11 protein-coding genes are annotated in these 19,275 nt (G+C 42.6%); 4 read left to right on the forward strand and 7 right to left on the reverse strand.

Features of this window, described 5'->3' with window-relative positions; translation table 11 throughout:
• Positions 1 to 73: 73 nt before the first annotated feature.
• From mfd to N7E81_RS05085, 4 genes are all read left to right on the forward strand, one after another.
• Positions 74 to 3,427 carry a transcription-repair coupling factor gene (gene mfd, locus N7E81_RS05070; protein ID WP_263052200.1) on the forward strand — a complete coding sequence of 1,118 codons (3,354 nt, stop codon included), beginning with the start codon at positions 74 to 76 and terminating at the stop codon, positions 3,425 to 3,427.
• A gap of 27 nt (positions 3,428 to 3,454) precedes the next feature.
• Positions 3,455 to 4,624: a hypothetical protein gene (locus N7E81_RS05075; RefSeq protein ID WP_263052201.1), complete on the forward strand. Its 1,170-nt coding sequence runs from the start codon at positions 3,455 to 3,457 to the stop codon at positions 4,622 to 4,624.
• A 78-nt stretch (positions 4,625 to 4,702) separates the two neighbouring features.
• Entirely contained in the window at positions 4,703 to 5,329 is a 627-nt protein-coding gene (locus N7E81_RS05080; protein WP_263052202.1) for a 2OG-Fe(II) oxygenase, read from the forward strand.
• A 52-nt stretch (positions 5,330 to 5,381) separates the two neighbouring features.
• Positions 5,382 to 5,975, forward strand: a complete 594-nt coding sequence (locus N7E81_RS05085; protein ID WP_263052203.1) for a DUF2867 domain-containing protein — start codon at positions 5,382 to 5,384, stop codon at positions 5,973 to 5,975.
• Between the two features lie 2 nt (positions 5,976 to 5,977).
• Here the strand turns inward: N7E81_RS05085 and N7E81_RS05090 are convergent, their stop codons facing one another.
• The 7 genes from N7E81_RS05090 to N7E81_RS05115 all read right to left on the reverse strand — a co-directional run bounded on the left by N7E81_RS05090 (position 5,978) and on the right by N7E81_RS05115 (position 19,262).
• Positions 5,978 to 7,450: an aminopeptidase P family protein gene (locus N7E81_RS05090; RefSeq protein WP_263052204.1), complete on the reverse strand. Its 1,473-nt coding sequence runs from the start codon at positions 7,448 to 7,450 to the stop codon at positions 5,978 to 5,980.
• Between the two features lie 174 nt (positions 7,451 to 7,624).
• Positions 7,625 to 8,299, reverse strand: a complete 675-nt coding sequence (locus N7E81_RS05095) for an energy transducer TonB (protein ID WP_263052205.1) — start codon at positions 8,297 to 8,299, stop codon at positions 7,625 to 7,627.
• A gap of 110 nt (positions 8,300 to 8,409) precedes the next feature.
• Positions 8,410 to 8,829, reverse strand: coding sequence for a VanZ family protein (locus N7E81_RS19475; protein ID WP_407692710.1), 420 nt, complete (start codon positions 8,827 to 8,829; stop codon positions 8,410 to 8,412).
• The gene (gcvH, locus tag N7E81_RS05100) at positions 8,793 to 9,173 is read right to left on the reverse strand and encodes a glycine cleavage system protein GcvH (protein ID WP_263052206.1); all 381 of its coding nucleotides are present in this window, start codon (positions 9,171 to 9,173) and stop codon (positions 8,793 to 8,795) included. The genes N7E81_RS19475 and gcvH overlap by 37 nt, the downstream gene beginning before the upstream one ends.
• Positions 9,174 to 9,274: 101 nt before the next feature.
• Positions 9,275 to 16,321 (reverse strand): T9SS outer membrane translocon Sov/SprA, encoded by a 7,047-nt coding sequence (gene sov, locus N7E81_RS05105; RefSeq protein WP_263052207.1) that lies wholly within the window; start codon positions 16,319 to 16,321, stop codon positions 9,275 to 9,277.
• Between the two features lie 74 nt (positions 16,322 to 16,395).
• Positions 16,396 to 16,989 carry a Holliday junction branch migration protein RuvA gene (gene ruvA / locus N7E81_RS05110; RefSeq protein ID WP_263052208.1) on the reverse strand — a complete coding sequence of 198 codons (594 nt, stop codon included), beginning with the start codon at positions 16,987 to 16,989 and terminating at the stop codon, positions 16,396 to 16,398.
• Positions 16,986 to 19,262 (reverse strand): NADP-dependent malic enzyme, encoded by a 2,277-nt coding sequence (locus N7E81_RS05115; protein ID WP_263052209.1) that lies wholly within the window; start codon positions 19,260 to 19,262, stop codon positions 16,986 to 16,988. Before N7E81_RS05115 ends, ruvA begins: the two co-directional genes overlap by 4 nt.
• Positions 19,263 to 19,275 lie beyond the last annotated feature (13 nt).

The raw sequence follows: 19,275 nt of genomic DNA on the forward strand, positions 1-19,275 counted from the left end.
ACTTTTTGTATTCACCCGTCATTATTATACCCACCTCATCTTTTACCTTACTTTTGTGCTTTAATTTCGCAGTGTGAATTCAAAAGAGCTATTATCCTTATATAAGTCGCAGGCTAACCTGCAGGTATTGGCAGAGTCTGTCAAACCGAATGAGTCGAAGGTGATTCACCTCAAAGGACTGGTAGGCAGTCTTGATGCCATTGTAGCGGCAGCTACTTATCAGGCCAATCATCAGAATCACATTTTCATTTTACATGAAAAAGAAGAAGCTGCTTACTTCTACAATGACCTTCAAAACCTGTTGGGTGACAAAGAAGTTTTGCTTTTTCCTTCGTCGTACAAGCGGGCATACGAGTTTGAAGAGACCGAAAACGCCAACATTTTGATGCGTGCCGAAATCCTCAACCGTATCAACAACAAGTCTTCGGCTGGTGAGCTCATCGTGACCTATCCCGAAGCACTCACCGAAAAGGTGATCAACAAAAAGTCATTAGTAAAAAATACTTTTACTGCGAAGATAGGAGAGCAGGTGGACAGTGATTTTCTCACGGAGTTACTACTCAACTATGGTTTTGTTCAAGACGATTTTGTTTATGAGCCTGGCCAGTTTGCTGTACGTGGGGGGATTGTAGATATTTACTCTTATGCAGGAGAATTGCCGTTTAGGATAGAGTTGTTTGGCGATGAGATCGAAAGTATTCGTACTTTCGATCCAGAGAGTCAATTGTCGAAAGACAAGCTAAAGACGATCAATATTATTCCTAATATCCAGACCAAATTGCTGGAAGAGACTAGACAATCGTTTCTCGACTATGTCCCCAACAATTCCAAAATCTGGGTCAAGGATTATCAAAACACCTTGGATGTGTTGGGTCGGTCATTTGCCAAAGCAAAGGAAAGTTTTGATGTGATTCTCGAAGCTAGCGGGGGAGCTAGCTTGGCCATGGATCCTGAAGCACTATTCGAGACGAGTGAGTCGTTTGAGAAGGCCATTGCCGAATATGTGAAAATTGAATTTGGCAACCGTTTTTATCTTGACAACAATGAATCTTATGCTTTCGACACCAGCCCTCAGCCGTCGTTCAACAAGAATTTTGACTTGATAGCCGAGAGCTTGGAGTCATTTAGAGAAAAGCAGTATGTTGCCCTTATTTCCTCGGAGTCTGAAAAGCCCATTGCTCAGCTCACATCTATTTTCGAAGAAATCAACCCATTCATTAAGTTCGATCCGTTGATTCTAGGACTTAGAGAAGGATTTGTAGACAATCAAGCCCAACTGGCGTGCTTTACAGATCATCAGCTTTTTGAGCGATTTCATAGATACAAAGTCCGCCAAAAACATTCGAAGTCGAAAGCGCTTACGCTCAAAGAACTCCGCACATTAAACCCTGGGGACTATGTGGTGCACATCGATCACGGTATCGGGCGATTTGCTGGATTAGACATGGTAGATGTGAATGGTAATAAGCAGGAAGCCGTACGATTGGTTTATCGCGATGATGATTTGTTGTATATCAGTATTCACTCGTTGCATAAGATTTCTAAATATAGTGGCAAGGAGACGGGACCTCCACAGATGAGTAAGTTGGGATCGCCCGAGTGGGAAAACAAAAAGAAAAAAGTAAGCCGAAAAGTAAAAGACATTGCCAAAGAGCTTATTGCACTCTATGCAAAAAGAAAAGCAGCGCCAGGCTATAGTTTTGGTGAAGATGGCTACTTGCAAGCCGAATTAGAAACTTCGTTTATTTATGAAGACACGCCAGATCAGGCCAAAGCATCGGAAGACGTAAAAGTGGATATGCAGAAACCACACCCAATGGATCGTTTGGTGTGTGGTGATGTAGGATTTGGCAAAACGGAAGTGGCCATTCGTGCTGCTTTCAAAGCCGCAGTGCATGGCAAGCAAGCGGCCGTGCTAGTGCCTACCACCATATTGGCGATGCAGCATTATCACACGTTCCATGAGCGATTGGCTAATTTTCCAGTCACGGTGGAGTATATCAACAGATTCCGAACGACCAAAGAAATCAAAGATATCTTAGCCAGAGTGAAAGAAGGTAAAGTAGATATTCTCATAGGTACTCATCGTATTGTCAACAAGGACGTTAGCTTCAAGGATTTGGGAATTTTGATTATAGATGAGGAGCAAAAATTCGGTGTAAAAATCAAGGACAAGCTTAAAGAAATCAAAGTGAACGTGGATACGCTTACGCTAACGGCTACACCTATTCCACGTACGTTGCATTTTTCGCTGATGGGCGCGCGCGACCTGAGCATCATTGCTACGCCACCACCCAATCGCCAGCCTGTAACTACGGAAATACATGCTTTTAGCGAAACGATGACCCGAGATGCGGTGAGTTACGAACTCCGTCGTGGAGGTCAGGTGTTTTTCGTGCACAACCGCGTGAGCGACATAGAAAGCGTGGCCAACATTATCCATCGACTAGTGCCAGATGCCCGTGTGGGGGTGGCTCATGGCCAAATGGATGGACCTAAGCTGGAAAAAACCATGCTCAAATTTATAGAAGGAGAGTATGACGTATTGGTTTCTACTAATATTATCGAAAGTGGACTGGACATCCCTAATGCCAATACTATTATCATCAATAATGCGCAGAATTTTGGCCTATCCGATCTTCATCAGATGCGTGGGCGTGTAGGGCGGTCAAACAAGAAGGCTTTTTGTTATTTGATTACGCCACCGACTTCACACCTGTCGGCTGATTCGCGCAAGCGATTGAGTGCATTGGAAGAATTTTCGGATTTGGGAGATGGTTTCAAAGTGGCTATGAGAGATTTGGATATTCGTGGAGCAGGCAATTTGCTTGGCGGAGAGCAGAGTGGTTTTATCACAGACATAGGCTTCGATATGTATCACAAAATTTTGGACGAAGCAGTCAATGACTTGAAAGAAAACGAGTTCAAAGATTTGTTTGAAGATCAGACATTAGACACCAAAGCGTTGGTGTCGGACTGTATCATAGAGACGGACTTAGAAATTCTGATTCCAGAGGACTATGTCAAAAACATTACCGAAAGGTTGAGTATCTATACTCAGATCGATAACATCAAGACTGAAGCAGAGCTTAATATCTTTCAACAATCGATATTGGATAGATTTGGTAAAATTCCAGTGTCTATTATTGATTTATTTAAAACAGTGAAACTCCGTTGGCTGTCTATCGAGTTGGGTTTTGAGAAGTTGGTACTCAAAGGAGGACGCATGCGTTGCTATTTTCCTCCCAAAGACAATGATGCCTATTACCAATCAGCTGCTTTCGGAAATGTAATCAAATATGTGCAGCAGCATCCTAAAGCGTATCAGCTCAAGGAGATCAAAGAAAAGCTGATGCTCGTGATGGCTAATATCGACAGTATGGATCATGCAGTGGAACAGTTGGAAAACATCAAATCTTCGTTTTGATTTAGCCCTTTAAAAAAAACCATAAAATTGATATCTGATCAAAAAAAGACAGGGATAAATGGCGGATGGTTTTATGTATTGGCTATTCTGCTCTACGGTCTGTTTTATTGGATCAACAGTCCTTTGGATTATCAGGCGTGTGAACTTTGTGATGGGCATCAGTATGCCAAACTTTATGTCTTTTTTGAAACTGGAATAGTTTCCCCAATCCATTTTCCTTTTTATAATAGACTCCTAGTGCCTTGGTTGGCTAGTCTGTTGCCAGGTACTCAGATGCATGTGCATTTTGATGTGGTCAATTTTGTATTTTTTGTCTTGAGTCTGTGGTCGATTCGAAAACTATGGCTCGCCCTAGCGCTTAGGGGTTGGATGCAGGTATTGGGATTTTCGTGGTTGCTTCTGCACTGGGTAGGGATCATTCGCTACAACTTGCACGACAATCTGACTGTAGATGTACCTCTATATTTTTTTCAGTCGTTGGCTTTATGGTTTTTTATTCAAAAAAAGTATAATTGGTTTTTTCTCTTGGTACCAGTAGCCCTGCTTCAAAAAGAGTCTTTTCTGGCCGTCATGTTGGTTTTTATAGTGCTCCATTTTGTGTTTGAGTACAAAAATCAACCATGGCAGCAAGGCCAGTATTTGGTAGCGGCTACGTTAGTTGGTGTAGTTATTCAAAAATTTATTTTACTTCAACAGCCAGATCAGATAGATCAACGGTCTTCATTTGATGCTATTTTATATCATGGCTATTGGGCACTTAAAGACCCTACCCGATTTGTTCGGTGGTTGGCAGCTGTTGGGTCGGCTTATGGTGTATTGCCGTTTGTAGGTTTATTTAGATATCGTTGGTGTCGTTTGTTAGATCAGAGATACGCCACGTTGGTTGTCTTGAGTTTGATGTATGGTGCTTTTGGTTTGGTGGCTGGCGAAGACATGACGAGGATACTTTTTCTTGGCTTACCTTTTATTCTGACGTTTTCACTTCTAGCGTTGCAGGAAGTTCATACTAAGACGCAGGTAATTGCGATGATCTTGAGTGTAGCTGCGTTGAGGTTGTTCCCTATACCTATTGATGTGGCTTGGGCAGTCGATTATGCATCCATGTCCTATGTGTGGCAGTGGTTTGCGTATTACGGCATTGCTGTTGGGTTGCTTTTTGTAATCTATAAAAATCAAACACAGCTGAAGCGGCATTAACCTGAGATTATATTCAACTCCTTTTGATTCTAAATCTAGAAAAGTAAACTAGATTCGCGCCGTTCTTTCACATAGATATTGGCATACTATCAAGAGGGCATTTGGATCGACTGGGTCGATGCTTTGTCCGAAGAAAATTGTTTGGTTGTAGATGATTTTATTACAGATCACGAATTGAGCATTTTTCTAGACTATTTTCAGGAAAACCTGAAAGAAGACGATTTTAAAAAAGCCGGCATTGGTACTGGCAGCGACTTTCAGCTTAAAAGCCAAGTAAGGGGAGACTATATCCGATGGTTAAATCGTGAACAGGATATTGCTTTAGCTGATTTTTTTGAAAGGGTGGACGAGGCCATTGCACGATTCAATCGCTATTGCTTTTTGAGTCTTAGTGGGTCAGAGTTTCATATGGCGCATTATCCGAAAGGGACTTTCTACAAACGACACCTTGATCAATTCAATCAAAGAAGTAACCGGCTCATATCTGTGATTTTGTATCTCAATAAAGACTGGAAATCAGGGGATGGTGGTGAGCTAAAATTGTACCTAGATGATCATGAAAAGACGGTGGCGCCGATAGCCAAGCGTATCGTTTTTATGCGAAGTGATCAGGTAGAACATGAAGTGTTAGAGACTCATGTGGACAGGTATAGCCTCACTGGGTGGTTACTTTATCAGCCACCAGGTCTTACTTTTTTGGCATAGCCTAGCTAAAAAATCTTGTTTTTCGTATGATCTATAAAACCAAACGATAAACATGACAAACGCTATTTCCGCCCACCTTGCTGAGTTTTGGCTGGCTCATCAGATCACAAAAGATTATAGAATAGAAGATACTTGGCTTTTGCCAATAGAGCTACGCGAAGAGCACCTAATAGGGGAAGTGCAGGATACTTTTGTACAGGCTATTAGCCAAATAGAAACCAAAGGTTTCGCTGGGTGGTTGTTCAAACTGAGAGTATGGTTAGGTCAATTATTTCATTGGGACGAACCTGTAAACAGTTCGAAAACGAAACCAGTTGGATTACTCAAAACACGCTACAATCAGCTAACTAAGACTGAAAGCTTACCAGCAGTTGGTGATTTTCAGCATTTCGATAGCGTTTATGTGCTGGACAATGAGGCGTTGTTAGAAATAGAAAACAAAACGGTACAAGCTGCTATTCATTTTGGGCTGATCCAAAAAGGAGCTACTCGACAGGTACAAATGACTATTTATGTAAAACCGAACGGCTTGTTTGGCCAACTCTATATGTTGGCCATTAAACCCTTTAGGCATTGGATTGTTTACCCAACGTTACTTCAGGCTGTAGCCAAGCAGTGGAAACAAAATCAAAAAAGACAACGTTAATTTCACTTTTCACTTTTTAGTTCGGGTAGTTGGTAATCGGTGAAAATACTCGACTCTTTCATTAGTTTTTCAATTTCATCTGATTTGCGAGGGGCTTTGTTGGACAGCAATTCACAGCCGTCTTTGGTAATCAAATAATCATCCTCGATTCTCACAGGGATGTCCCACCATTTTTGGTCTGTAGGGCTACCACTTGTAATATAAATACCTGGTTCTATAGTGATGGTCATGTTTTCTTGTAGTTCGTCATAGTAGCCTTTGTCGTGTACATCTAGTCCGATATGGTGGCAGCAGCCATGTGGATAATAGCGATTGCGGCCAGTGGCAGGGTTGATGATAGATTCGTTAGATGTATCCTCATAGAGCCCCAGTTCTACTAGTCCATTATTTACGATATTGGCAGTCGTTTCATAGAGGGTTTTGAAAGAAACACCAGCCTTGCAGGTATCTGCGGCGGCCTGTTGTGCTTTGTACACGAGATCGTAAATCTGTTTTTGCTCTTTGGTGAATTTGCCATTTACTGGTATGGTACGGGTCACGTCGGCGGTATAGCCGTGATATTCCGCTCCTAAGTCCATCAGGATCAATTCCCCACCTTCAATGGCGGGCTTGTAGTTGTCTATATAGTGGAGAATGCATCCGTGATTACCAGCGCCTACGATACTCGGGTAGCCTTCATATTCGGCGCCATATTTTTTGAATACAAACTCATGGATGCCTTGAATTTCTGCTTCGGACATCCCAGGTTTCATGGCTTTCATCACTTCGGCCTGACCTATTGCAGAGATATTTACTGCTTTTCTGATCAAGTCAAGTTCTTCTTTGGTTTTTATTCCTCGGAGCTGTCTCATCAGGGAGTCTAGGCCTACGATGTCCAGGTTGTTTTTTTGAGGTTCGATGGCCAATTCACCTTGCTGGTAGCCTACTTTTTGTTTGAACTGCTCGATCAGATCGAAAAGATCACCTTCTTCTTTGGTATCTCTCACATCATTTTTAAAATCATAAAACATGACTTTGTCGAACTTGGAAAAATCGATGGTAAAGTCTTTGAAACTGGGGTTTTCAAAAGCAACTGAGATATTGAGTTTTTCATCTGCACCGTCCTTGCCTAAACGAGGCCCATCGTACATTTCTTTGAGGGCATCATGTGCTCTTACAAAAATGATTTCGTCGAAAGTCTCTCTGCTTACTTTTTGTTTGTCTTTAAATATTAATAGGACCGAATGTGGTTCTCGATGGCCAGTGAGGTAGTAAAAATTAGGGTCTTGATGGTAGAGGTAGTCTACATCATTGGCTCGATTGCGGACGGCATTAGCAAAGAAGATCGCGACTGAATTGGCTGGCATGCTCTCGCGCAGCTGTGCTCTTTTTGCTTTATGAAAATCGCTGTCAAGGTAATCGTTTCTACGTTGATCATTTTGCGCTTGGGAAAACATAGGAATGATCGATAGGAGGAGTATTAATATTTTGTTCATGGGATACAATTGATGTTTTCGAATGTAACCTACGCAAAGCCAAGCCTATTCACCAATCTAAAATAAATAAGCGGATAAGAAGGGGGGTGAGTGGTTGTTTAATGAACCGCATAAAAAAGCCCGATTAGGATATCCTAATCGGGCTTTTGTCTTTAGTAGTTTTTTTGATGTTGCTTAGCTCAACTTAAATGTGATAGGCAAAATCATTCTTACTTTTACAGGGCGTCCTCTTTGCTTTCCTGGAGACCACTTAGGAGCATTTTGCAATACTCTTACAGCTTCTTCATCACAACCAGCACCAATTCCCTTAATTGCACGTACTTCAGTAAGATTTCCAGATTTGTCTACAACAAACTGAACGAATACTCTCCCTTCGATACCCATTCTTCGGGCTTGGTTCGGGTAGTTCATTTCTTTACCTACGTACTTGTAGAAGGCTGCCATTCCACCAGGAGGTCCTGGTTGGTCTTCCACGATATCAAAAATCTCATCTGCTACCTCTTCTTCAGGCGCTTCTTCGAATACGATATCTTCGATTACAGTTTCTTCTGTGATTTCCACATCCAAGTCCACTTCGATTTCTTCTTCGATTTCTTCCTCATCAGGAATTTCGATAATCTTAGGAAGCTCGATTTTTGGTGGAGGTGGAGGTGGTTGCTCCGTAGGAGGAATCTCCATGATATCCTCAAAATCATCATCCACTTGACCCAAATCAACTAATCCACCGTCATCATAAAACCTCCACTCAAAAGCGGTAATGACAAGTAGTAAACTGATAGCAAGGCCAACGTTAAAAAACATCCCTGATTTCCTCTCAAGAGATATTTTTGGGTTTTTCTTTAGCTCCATGCTTATTTAATTAAATAAAATTCTTTTCTAATAGCAACTCCAAATATACAAAAGTCCGCTTTATATCTGCAGTTAATCATTTTTTTTACGTCGATTTAATCCACAACTAATCAACACTTGGGCTTTTCAGACTGCTTTTTGTTTGAATTTGGGTGGAGAAGAATAACGACAAAAAGCCCCACGATTGTACCAGCTACATCTGCTAGACCATCATATATATCGGCTTGCCGGCCAGGTACATAGGACTGTAGCCATTCGGTGAGTATAGCAAGAGAGCTCCCAATACAAAAACCGTATATATATCTTGATTGAGGCTTGATTGCTAAACCGACCCATAAGGCGTATACGAAAAAAAGGCCGAAATGGACAACTTTATCGAAATGTGGAATGGAAATTTCGAACAGTGAAATGCCGCCTGTAGGAGAAAGGGTAGCAAAAAGGATGGCTCCTGTCCATCCTAATGCTAGTTTTTTGAATATGGGTTTGGAAGGAATTATTTCCCTATCAACTCTTTGTATGCGTTTGCCGATAGCAAACTATCTTTTTCGCTCATGTCAGAAATTTTAATTTTAATCATCCAACCGTCAGTATAAGGATCAGAGTTTACAATCTCTGGTTCAGATTCTAGCTCTTCGTTGAACTCTGCTACTTCACCAGACATGGGCATGAATAAATCAGATACTGTTTTTACCGCTTCGATGGTACCAAATAGTTCTCCTTTTGCGATGGTTTCTCCTTCGGTTTCGATTTCTACATATACAATATCACCAAGCTCACCTTGAGCAAAATCAGTAATACCAACGGTGGCAACGTCACCTTCTATTTTCACCCACTCGTGATCTTCTGTATAAAGTAAATTGTCAGGAATATTCATTTTGAATTGCTTTTGTTTAAATAAGTGAGCCAAAAATAAGCTGATTTTACCAATTCGGTAAAAAATCTCATAAGATTATTATATCCTCTTATATGCAAAATTTATTGCGCTAAGCTGAATCTCATTTGGATGCCGAAAGCGGACGAGGTTCGGTTGAAGGTGTTGGAGATTTTCGGTTCATTGATGTTCTTTTCGAAGTACATCGTGATGTTCAGTTTTTGGTTGGCCACATAGTTGAGTGTAGGTCTTATTTGGTAGTTGATGTTGCCATTGGTGACGGTTTGTACATCTTCTATTTTTCGCTGGATGGTTTTGGTGTCTCTGACGGTGAAGGTCAATCGGAACTGAATATCGTTGTCGAGCGTAACGGTTCTACCATTTACTTTAAATGGAATTTTCATTTGACTCTTTGTTATCCCGAAATCAAAGGCGATATCGTTGCTTTGGAGTTCGGTGATCTGAGAGTTGGATAGGTTCAGAGAAAGACTTCGCTCTTTTTTGTATTCTATTTTAGTGGTGATTTTGTTTTTTGTTCTGATGTTGATACCAATCAAAGGAGAAAAACGCTCGACTACATCTACTTGGTTGATCACATAGACGGGTGTTAGTTTGCCATTGTCTCCTGGTGCCGATGCCTCGGGATAATCTAGTATGCTATTGCCCAACTCCAAAACGGACGGGTCAGAGTAGAGGAGTGAGTTGGTATAGTTGGTGATACTAAATGTAGACATGTAGGCATGTGTCAGATTGATGGATGCAAATTTGTCTCGTAGGGCAGGTATTTTGCTCAAGCCGGCATAATCCACTCGCCAGTTAGGCACAGGTGTTTTAGGAAACGGCGTCAGCTTTACTTCACCAGCATTTTGGCCAGTATAGGCAGCTATAAAGGCAGGGATTAGTACATCTTGAGAGTTAATATCATACTCTCCATTGGTGTTGAGTAAATTGAGTCTGCTTTGTATGATATTTCTGTTTTCTACGAATTCTTCAAATGTTGATGAAATGTTTTCCCCATGATCCTTGACGAATGCTGTTTTGATCGGCATAAAGGTGATCGTATAGCTACCAGATCGTGAAGGGGTGAGTGAAGTGTAGACTTGCGTTACGGTATCGAACCTATAGATTTCCTGATAGCCACTCACTTCGGATCGTTTGGCATCCAATTGTATTTTCAAATCCTTGAATGGTTCTACGTTGGCGCGCAAGTTCAAATCGTCTGTTAAGCTTTGCACAAATGGGGTAGTGAGTCTTCCGTTTTTGACCAACCAGCCATTATTGCCAGCATCTATGCGAATATTTGGGTCTTGGCTACCGAAAATAAATGCAGCACCAGGCGCCTCAAAATCACTATCCATACCAAAAAGATAAGGTACGGCTGTAAAACCAGGTAGTTTGGTAGCTTCTCGTTGACCGTAAGTAAAATTGACTGATCGGACAGACATGAGTAGGCGCATAAAGCCGTTGATACCTTTGCCTCCACCAGACGACTGAGTGGTATCTACACGTGTGGGTGTTCGCGATCGTGTGGAGCTACTCCTCGATCGAGCAGGTGAGTTGATGGATTTTAGGTATTTGGATTTGTTGTAGAGTTTTACCAAATCGAACTTTCCAGTGAGGTCTCTGGTTCGGTTGTTTTCTACCAAGTTCCCAAATTCTTCTACTTGCCCTATGTTGCCGCCTGTCCACCGATAGTTTACGTTGTATCGATAGTCGGCACTCACCCAGTCGGTGAGTGGGAATTTGTCTAGAGGCAATCGATAATTGGCTCCTACGCTTTGGTCATAGCTTTTCATTCTACCCATGCTTAGCACATTGTTCCATACTGAATCTCGCTTGGCTTGGGTGTCTATATCGCCTTCTGGTTCATCGATGATGGCATTGGCTGTGGCATTATAGTTTACGCTTAGGCTTTTGAAAACATTCCAGCGGAGGTTGTAGGTTCGGTTGAATGTGAAATATTTTTCATAGTTGGGGTCGATGCCTGTGGTGGTGAGGTCGGCATTTCTCAACTGCCTTTTTCTAAACACCCTATTCATAGAGGCTCGTGCGGAGAAATTGCTGGGCAATGGAGAGAAGTTGATGTCTTTGATCAGTTTCAAATAGGGGCTAGAGAGCGATTCCGAATTTTTGAACGGTTCTATTGATGGGGGTTGCGGGCTGTAGTTGTAGGATACGTTTCCATCATATTCTTTTCTAAAGTCTTGTTCGGTATTTACATCACTCGATTTTTGTTCGGAGTAGGCGTAGCTAAACGAGAAGTTTTCTATATCGTAGACATGGCTTTTGGCGTCTTCTTTTACTTTTTCTTTCCTTACGTCGATAAAATTGACACTCTTGTTGACTGTCTGGGAGATTACTTTTTCCTTGTACTCTTCTCGTTCATTTTGCTGATCGAACTTGAGTACGGAGGCATCGAGTGGAATGTCAGGGTCGAGAGGATCGTATTTAGGGGTTTGTTTGGATTTCGAATAGCTGACAAACATTGGTATTTTAATGCCTGTTTTCCATGGGATCAATTTGTCCACATTCATATTCATAGACAAGTCATAGTCTATCGATTCTTCTCTTGTTCTTTGCGAAATATTGTCTTGGATGCCTCCAAAACCTACGCTGGTGTATCTGGTGGCGGCGTTGATGGTGGCAAAATCTGCCAACTTCACGCTCATTCTTGCATTGGCAGCCCAGCCTTTGGTGTCGTCGTAGTCGGTCACACGCATTTCATTGGCCCAGATACAGATCGAGTGCGGCTGCGCGCTGGTTGGCGACTGAATGTTTCGTACACCGATCATCATCGTGGTGATGTTGTTTAGTTTTGGGTTTCCTACGATAGTTATTCCGTATTTGCCATCAGAGGATTGTTTTTTGTATTCGTCCTCTACATTTACATCACTGCCATTTCTGGCGGCCTTGACTCCATACAATTCATTGAGTGCAATATCGATTTCGTTTTCGGTTGGCCAGACGTCTTCTCGTGAATAGGGAGACATGTTGTCTGGAGTGATGACGAGAGGGACCTCTATTTCGTAGTAGTTGCTCGTTTGATCCAAGCCTATCCGAATGAAAGCAGACATGTCTCCATCGTCTACTATATCGTTTTGATATTGCTCGGCATGAAAAAACATCTTGAGTCTACCATAGTTTACTAAATCTTGTGCGACTTCTTTATATACAGCACGGGCATCTCCGTCTTCTAAGTCATCTACACAGATTTTGAGCGATTGTTCATTCACTTGACGAGAAATAGTGGTGGTATTGTCTTGATCACGGCTAATCCCTGGGGGAAGTACGTATGGTGGTTTGCCATCTGTCGGGAGGCTATTTTCTTCGATGTTTACTACAGATACTTCAAAATCCGAACTACCCGTTTCTGGCAATATATCGAAGCCCTTGTCTTTGAGATTTTCAGTAGATTTTCTCCATTGGCTGGCGACAAGCTGCATTTTGGCCATGCGCAAGACGACGGGTTGCGTCCATTCGGTCATATACATTCTGATAAAGCGATTGGACTCTTCAGAGTAGTCGCCTACTGTACGGTCGGGTTGGTTGATGGGGATTCTAAACAGATACCAAGCGGCTTCTCCATCATCACTTACTACTTTATCTACGATGTTGTGTTTGCCTATCTCTAGGTCATTTACATTCAAATCAATTTCATATTCGCGATAAGCATCGAGGGTATTGATGTAGTTGTCCTCGTTTATGTCTTCATTTTCAGGAATGTTGGTGGCAGAAGCGGTGAAACTGTTTGAACCAGCACCTATAGGTGAGTTGCCTTCTAGTCCATTGAATTTTTTGTATCGTTCTAGTACCTTGGCGTTGTTTTGATCATATTCCTCATCGAGAAAGTACTTAAAATCATCTGCAGCGACATCATCTCTAATTCTACTTTGTCCAGTAGCATTTAAGCCATCTAGCCCAATGACGGGGCCGTACAACTGTGCTTCTTCGTCAGAGTTGATCCCATCTAGTCCAATATCCTGATTAGGACGGGCAGAGGCAGAATTGTCGAAAAATTCTGTGAGATACTGTAGTGTGGTGGCTTTACCATAGGCTGTAGGTTCGGTGTTTTCTATACCGCCATCTGAGGGCAGTCCATTTTCGAATTCATGTTTGCCATTTTCGAGTAGGTTTTCAGAGACGTCTCCAAGGTTGAAAATCAATTTACCACCAGTGGAATTGTTTGTGTTTTTTATACCGTCTATTACCTTGCCTCGTTCGCCTTGGATGAATGGATCCATCATCCAAAACTCGATGTATTCCATGTTGTTTTGTCGGAAGTTTACCTCTCCGCTGATTGCTCGGGTAATGGCTCCGAAATTCTTTTCTGGTTCTGGCAATAGTCCATCTGGGGTAAGATTTGAGCTGTAGTTGTAAGGCCCCCTCTCTTCTGGGTAATAGGCGATGTCGAATATGGATAAATTGGTATTGACGACTTGTCTGTTTTGCTGTTTGAATATTTCTTGTGGCAAGACAGGGCGCACGTAGTGGTTTTCCATGTCTTCGTCGGTGAGGTTGTCGGGTTTGTTGCCCCCACTCAGATAAAAAGCAGATCGGTCGATGATGTACCAAGCCATTTTGGCTCTTCTAAAATTGTTTTCCAAATCACTGGAACCCAAAAATTTGGACGGAGTAGCGCCTAGTTTCCAAGGCAAGTGTCCACCACCGATGTTGTATGGGGTGACGGCACTTTCGAAGTCGTCTATGTAGGATGAGCTTTCCCCATCCACTTTGTTGGACGTGCCAGGGAGCAGTTGTGCAAACTCTCCGTTGAAAGATACGGTCGATGTTTCCTTGGTACTGATGAGTGGTAGAGCATCTACTATTTTGGTGAGCATGCGAGATTCTTCCTGATAATTTACATCAAAACCGTATTTAGTGTTTTTTATGGGTTCGTTACCTGCGGTATAGCGACTTACACCCCCAGGTCTTTCACTCAAGTGAAAAACGGTAGCTCCTACGTTGATTTTGTCTGAAAATCGGTAGTCTAATCTGGCTCCTGTGAGCCATCTGGATCTAAAACTAAACAAGTCATCTACTTCATAGGAGATGTTGATTTGCTTGCCCGATGCGATTACGCCTTGGTTGAGGATGGTGACAGTGCCTCCAGCGCTGTAGTTGACCTGATAGTCTACCCCTTCGGCAAGTAGCTGACTGCCAGCAGTTACTTTTACAGAACCTTGGGCGATGTTGAAAGCGTTGAGTGGGTAGACTCCTGCCGCACTAGAGGAATAGGTGCCATTGATGAAAAATTTGTTTTTTGCGATATTTTGTTGAGCGTCAATTTTTGAAAGGTCATATAAGTCTTGAAAAACGTATTGGTCTTTTAGTCGCTGTTCGCTGGATTCGAACTTGGAGTCTAATGTGCTTCCAAAGGGTTCTAGCACAGGGAAGATCACGTAGCCATTTTCTATATCGAATGTGACATCTGGGATAAAGTCAAATTTGCCATCTTTTTGATTGTCGCCATTCACGTTCAACTGATCTAGGGCGAGGAGCTCAATCAGCGGGACGTTGTTAGTATTAACGCCTTCGTTTAGGTTTGGTGAATCGTAATTTTTGGTGTCGTCTCGATAGTTGATTCTAAGCTCAAAGCCTTCTTCATTGATTCTTGGGGAGTTGAGTGAGTAGACGTTTTTCATCATCAGATCCCAGGTTTTAATATCCGTATTGATTTTGCCTGGACGAAGCATTTTTAAGTAGATCAAAGCATCGTCTTCAAAGCCAGAATACGTATCCGAAAGTTCGCCTACTCGATATTTTTGTCCGTTGTAGGTGTATTCATAGGCTACGGCTAGTACTTCATCATTTTGGAGTTTTCGTTGTAGACTTATATATCCTAGTTGGGAGTGCCATTTGTATTCTCTGGCGTCTAGTCTTCGTGCAGTTGGGCGTATTTCGTATTCTTCTCCTATTTTCAATCCGTCACTGGTGAGTGATTGCTCTACTTGAGATACGTTTCTGATGGACGGATCTGAACTAATGGTAGACCATAGGCCGTTGGCATCGTTGTCGGCTGGACCTGCTTGTGCAGTGGCGCCCCATTTGGCACTGTTTTGTAAATTGCTGACATCGCCTTCCCCGAGGTCGGTAAAAGCTACGAAATTTCTTACATTGGCTGTTTCGTTGGTGGTGTTTACTACATAGACTTCTACTCTGGTGATGTTGACGCCTGAGGTTATTTGCGGGATGTCCCTCAACCAAGTTTGATAATTGTCTCTAAAGAAATGTCCTAGGAAAAAGTGTCTTCGTTCGTCGTAATCGGCTGCTCGGAGACTAAAAGGCTGTCCTTCTGCGCCAAACTGAAAAGTTTTGCTTTGGGATTTTCCTTGCTGGCGAGAGGCTAGAGCTGTCACATATAATTTGCCAAATTGAAGTTGGGTTTTGATTCCAAACAGGCTTTGGCCTCCAGTCATTAGCGAATTGGATACATCCATACTCACGTTACCTAGTTCTATTTTTTTGATAATATCTTCTTCATATCCAGTGTATTCTACTTTCATGTTGTTTTGAAAGTCGAAGGAATTGTTATTGTCGAAGTTGGCTGTGATGGCGAGTTTTTCACCCACCTTTCCTACCACATTCATGGAAATTTGTTGATTGTAGTTGAAGCCGCCGTTTCGTTGCTGGTTGATGGGTATCGCTGGATTTTCGATTCGTTGCCAGCGCCCACCAAAGTCGAGGTTTACAAATCCGTTGGGTTCGATGTCTACATAGCTGCCGCCAAATATACGGTCGAATATAGGGCTGATATACAGTTTGGGAATGAGTCGACGGCCACTGACGGCACTTTCTCCATCTAGTCCTGCTGATCGATTTTGCCAATATTCTTTTTTCATCTCGGCATCCTGATACTGGTTAAACTCTTCGAAGGTCATGGTAGACCGTGGTCGATAATTGAGTGCACCCACACGTTCGTAGATTGTATAGTTCATCCCAGTATCTATTTCTAGATCTAGCTGCATAGAAGCAGGGTCTTCTAGGAGCAAAGGGGAGGGACTTTGTGTGTTTGAAAAAGGGTCGCCAAATCGATCTTGCTGATTGAAGGTCGGGCGGTAAGATGGCTCGTACTTGGGGTTAGAGACGGTATCGGCTTTGACTGTGTCTGCGGGCACTTGCTGGAAATGAATAGACGCAAAAACGTCTAGCATTCCCGTAAGGAGAATGAGAAGAAAGGTAGATGTTATGTGGAATTTGATGGTGGTCAAACTCTGTATTTACTTAATTAAGCCCTTTTAAGGGCCAGTTTGATTAGTTCCTCTAGACTCACTTGCTCCGCGGTTTCTTTCATAATTTTGTCAATTGTTTTTTCTGCTGCTGCTTTATTTATGCCCAAAGTGGTGAGCGCCGATAACGCTTCAGACTTTAGGGTATTGCCCATCGATAGGGAGATCATTGGCTGATGTCCTTCGAGTTCTTCTTTGCTCATTTTATCTTTCAATTCGAGAATGATTCTTTGAGCTGTTTTCTGACCGATGCCTTTTACCCCAGAGATGGTTTTCACATCGCTATTTACAATGGCCGAATGTATCTCCTCGGGAGATAGCGACGACAAGATCATTAATCCTGTGGAAGGACCGACTCCTGATATAGAAATCAGCTGTAAAAATCGCTTGCGCTCAGAGGCTTCAAAAAACCCATACAAAGTGTGTGCATCTTCTTTTACATGTAGATGCGTGTGAATTTTGCATTGATTCAACGCCTTGACTTGCGAATAGGTATTGAGGGTGATTTTTACATGGTAGCCAATCCCACCTACGTCCACGAGGACATAGGTAGGATCTTTTTCAACCAATTTTCCTTCCAGATATGCTATCATTTATTCTTCTTATTCTCGGTGGCTTGTGCATCTACTACTGCGATGGCGGCCATATTATAAATCTCCCTTACAGAGCTGCCAGCTTGTAACACATGTACTGGTTTCTTCATGCCCATGAGGATTGGTCCTATGGCTTCGCTAGCTCCTATTTCCATGAGCAGTTTATAAGCAATATTTCCAGACGACAAATTAGGGAAAATAAGCGTGTTTACCTGATGTCCTGCCAAATCGCTAAACGGATAAGTTTCCTGTAGCATTTTCTTATTCATGGCCAGATTGGCTTGAATGTCTCCGTCTATGATCATCTCTGGCCACTTTTCTTTAGCGATCTGTACGGCTTGGGCTGTTTTAGTTGGCACATCTCCTTTGGCAGATCCAAAATTAGAATAGGATAGCATGGCCATTTTAGGGTCAAACCCAAAGAACTTCACGGCTCTATGTGTTAGTTCGATGATATTGACTAGCGCATCCACGTCAGGGTTTACATTCACTGTCGTGTCAGCAAGGAAGAAAGTGCCTTTCTTATTTCGAATGATATACATACCCGCGACGCGAGTCAGGCCATCTTCTACCCCAATGATTTGTAGTGCTGGTCTGATCGTTCTTGGGTAGTCCGTATTCAGGCCAGAGATAAGCGCATCGGCTTCGCCCATTTCTACCATCATGGCGCCATAGTAGTTGCTGTCTAGCATCTGATGACGACCATCTTGTAGGGTCATGCCTTTTCTTTTTCTTTTTTCAAAGAAATGAGTGGCATAGGTTTCTAGTTTTTCATTTTGTTTGAATGGGTCTATGATTTCACAGTTGAAGTCTAGATCCAGTTCTTCTTTTAGGCGATTGATTTTTTTCTCGTTGCCCAAAAGGATAGGTATACCCACTTTGTCGTCAGAGAAAAGTTGTGCTGCTTTTAGAATTTTTTCTTCTGCGGCTTCTGCAAATACGACTCGTTTTGGGTTTTTCTTGGCTGCAGAAATAATTCTGGATATAATTCTCTTTTCTGCACCTACCCGCTCTTCGAGTTCCATTTTGTATTCGTCCCAGTCATCGATGCTAGTCTTAGCTACACCAGAATCCATGGCTGCTTTGGCCACGGCAGAGGAGATATTGGCGATCAGTCTTGGATCTAGTGGTTTGGGAATGAGGTAATCTTTGCCAAACTTAATATTCTTTTCGCCATAAGCTTTTGATACGATTTCTGGTACGGGCTGTTTGGTCATTTCAGCGAGTGCTCGTACGGCAGCTAGTTTCATTTCTTCGTTGATCGAAGTTGCTCGTACGTCTAGTGCCCCACGAAAAATGTATGGGAAACCCAGTACGTTGTTGACCTGGTTAGGATGGTCGGATCGGCCTGTGGCCATTACGATATCGTCGCGAGTAGCCATGGCCAAGTCGTAAGCGATCTCTGGGTCAGGGTTCGCCAGCGCAAAGACGATGGGGTCTTTGGCCATGGTCAGGAGTTCTTCAGGCGAAAGCACATTGCCCATAGATAAGCCTAAAAACATGTCGGCATCTTTTACCGCTTCTGTGAGCGTGTTTACATCTCGGTCTGTGGCATATTGGCCTTTCATGGCGTTTAGGTTTGGGCGGTCTTTTCTGATTACACCTTTGCTGTCTACCATCACAATGTTTGATTTGGTAGCTCCCATTTTCACATACAAATCTGTACAGGCAATAGCAGCACCCCCCGCACCATTCACTACAATTTTTATATCAGCCAATTTTTTATCCACTACCTCTAGGGCATTGAGAAGGGCTGCACTTGAGATGATTGCTGTGCCATGCTGGTCGTCGTGCATGACAGGGATGTTCATTTTTTCACGAAGTTCGGCTTCGATTTTAAAGCTCTCAGGTGCTTTGATGTCTTCAAGGTTGATCCCACCAAAAGTAGGCTCTAGCGATTTTACTATCTTGATGAATTCGTCGGGGTCTTCTTCGTTGATTTCTATATCGAAGACATCGATGCCAGCAAACTTCTTAAAGAGAACACCTTTGCCTTCCATGACAGGCTTAGAGGCTTCTGGGCCAATATTTCCTAAACCCAAAACGGCTGTGCCGTTTGAGATTACGCCTACTAGATTTCCTTTGGCGGTGTATTTATAAACCTTTTCTACGTCATCGGCGATCTCTAAACAGGGCACTGCTACGCCTGGAGAATAGGCCAGCGCTAAATCATGCTGTGTAGCAAGTGGTTTTGTCGGTGTGACTTCAATTTTTCCTGGGGTAGGTTCAGAGTGAAAATCGAGCGCGTCTTGTTTTCTTATTTTTAAACTCATAATGGAATTTGTG

The organism is Reichenbachiella carrageenanivorans, assembly GCF_025639805.1.
Taxonomy (GTDB): Bacteria; Bacteroidota; Bacteroidia; order Cytophagales; family Cyclobacteriaceae; genus Reichenbachiella; species Reichenbachiella carrageenanivorans.

Excerpts from the sequence above, each read along its gene's own strand:
- N7E81_RS05090 (WP_263052204.1), bottom strand. The coding sequence starts at position 7,450 with ATGAACAAAATATTAATACTCCTCCTATCGATCATTCCTATGTTTTCC.
- N7E81_RS05115 (WP_263052209.1), bottom strand. The coding sequence starts at position 19,262 with ATGAGTTTAAAAATAAGAAAACAAGACGCGCTCGATTTTCACTCTGAA.
- ruvA (WP_263052208.1), bottom strand. The coding sequence starts at position 16,989 with ATGATAGCATATCTGGAAGGAAAATTGGTTGAAAAAGATCCTACCTAT.
- N7E81_RS05085 (WP_263052203.1), top strand. The coding sequence starts at position 5,382 with ATGACAAACGCTATTTCCGCCCACCTTGCTGAGTTTTGGCTGGCTCAT.
- N7E81_RS05095 (WP_263052205.1), bottom strand. The coding sequence starts at position 8,299 with ATGGAGCTAAAGAAAAACCCAAAAATATCTCTTGAGAGGAAATCAGGG.
- gcvH (WP_263052206.1), bottom strand. The coding sequence starts at position 9,173 with ATGAATATTCCTGACAATTTACTTTATACAGAAGATCACGAGTGGGTG.
- sov (WP_263052207.1), bottom strand. The coding sequence starts at position 16,321 with ATGCTAGACGTTTTTGCGTCTATTCATTTCCAGCAAGTGCCCGCAGAC.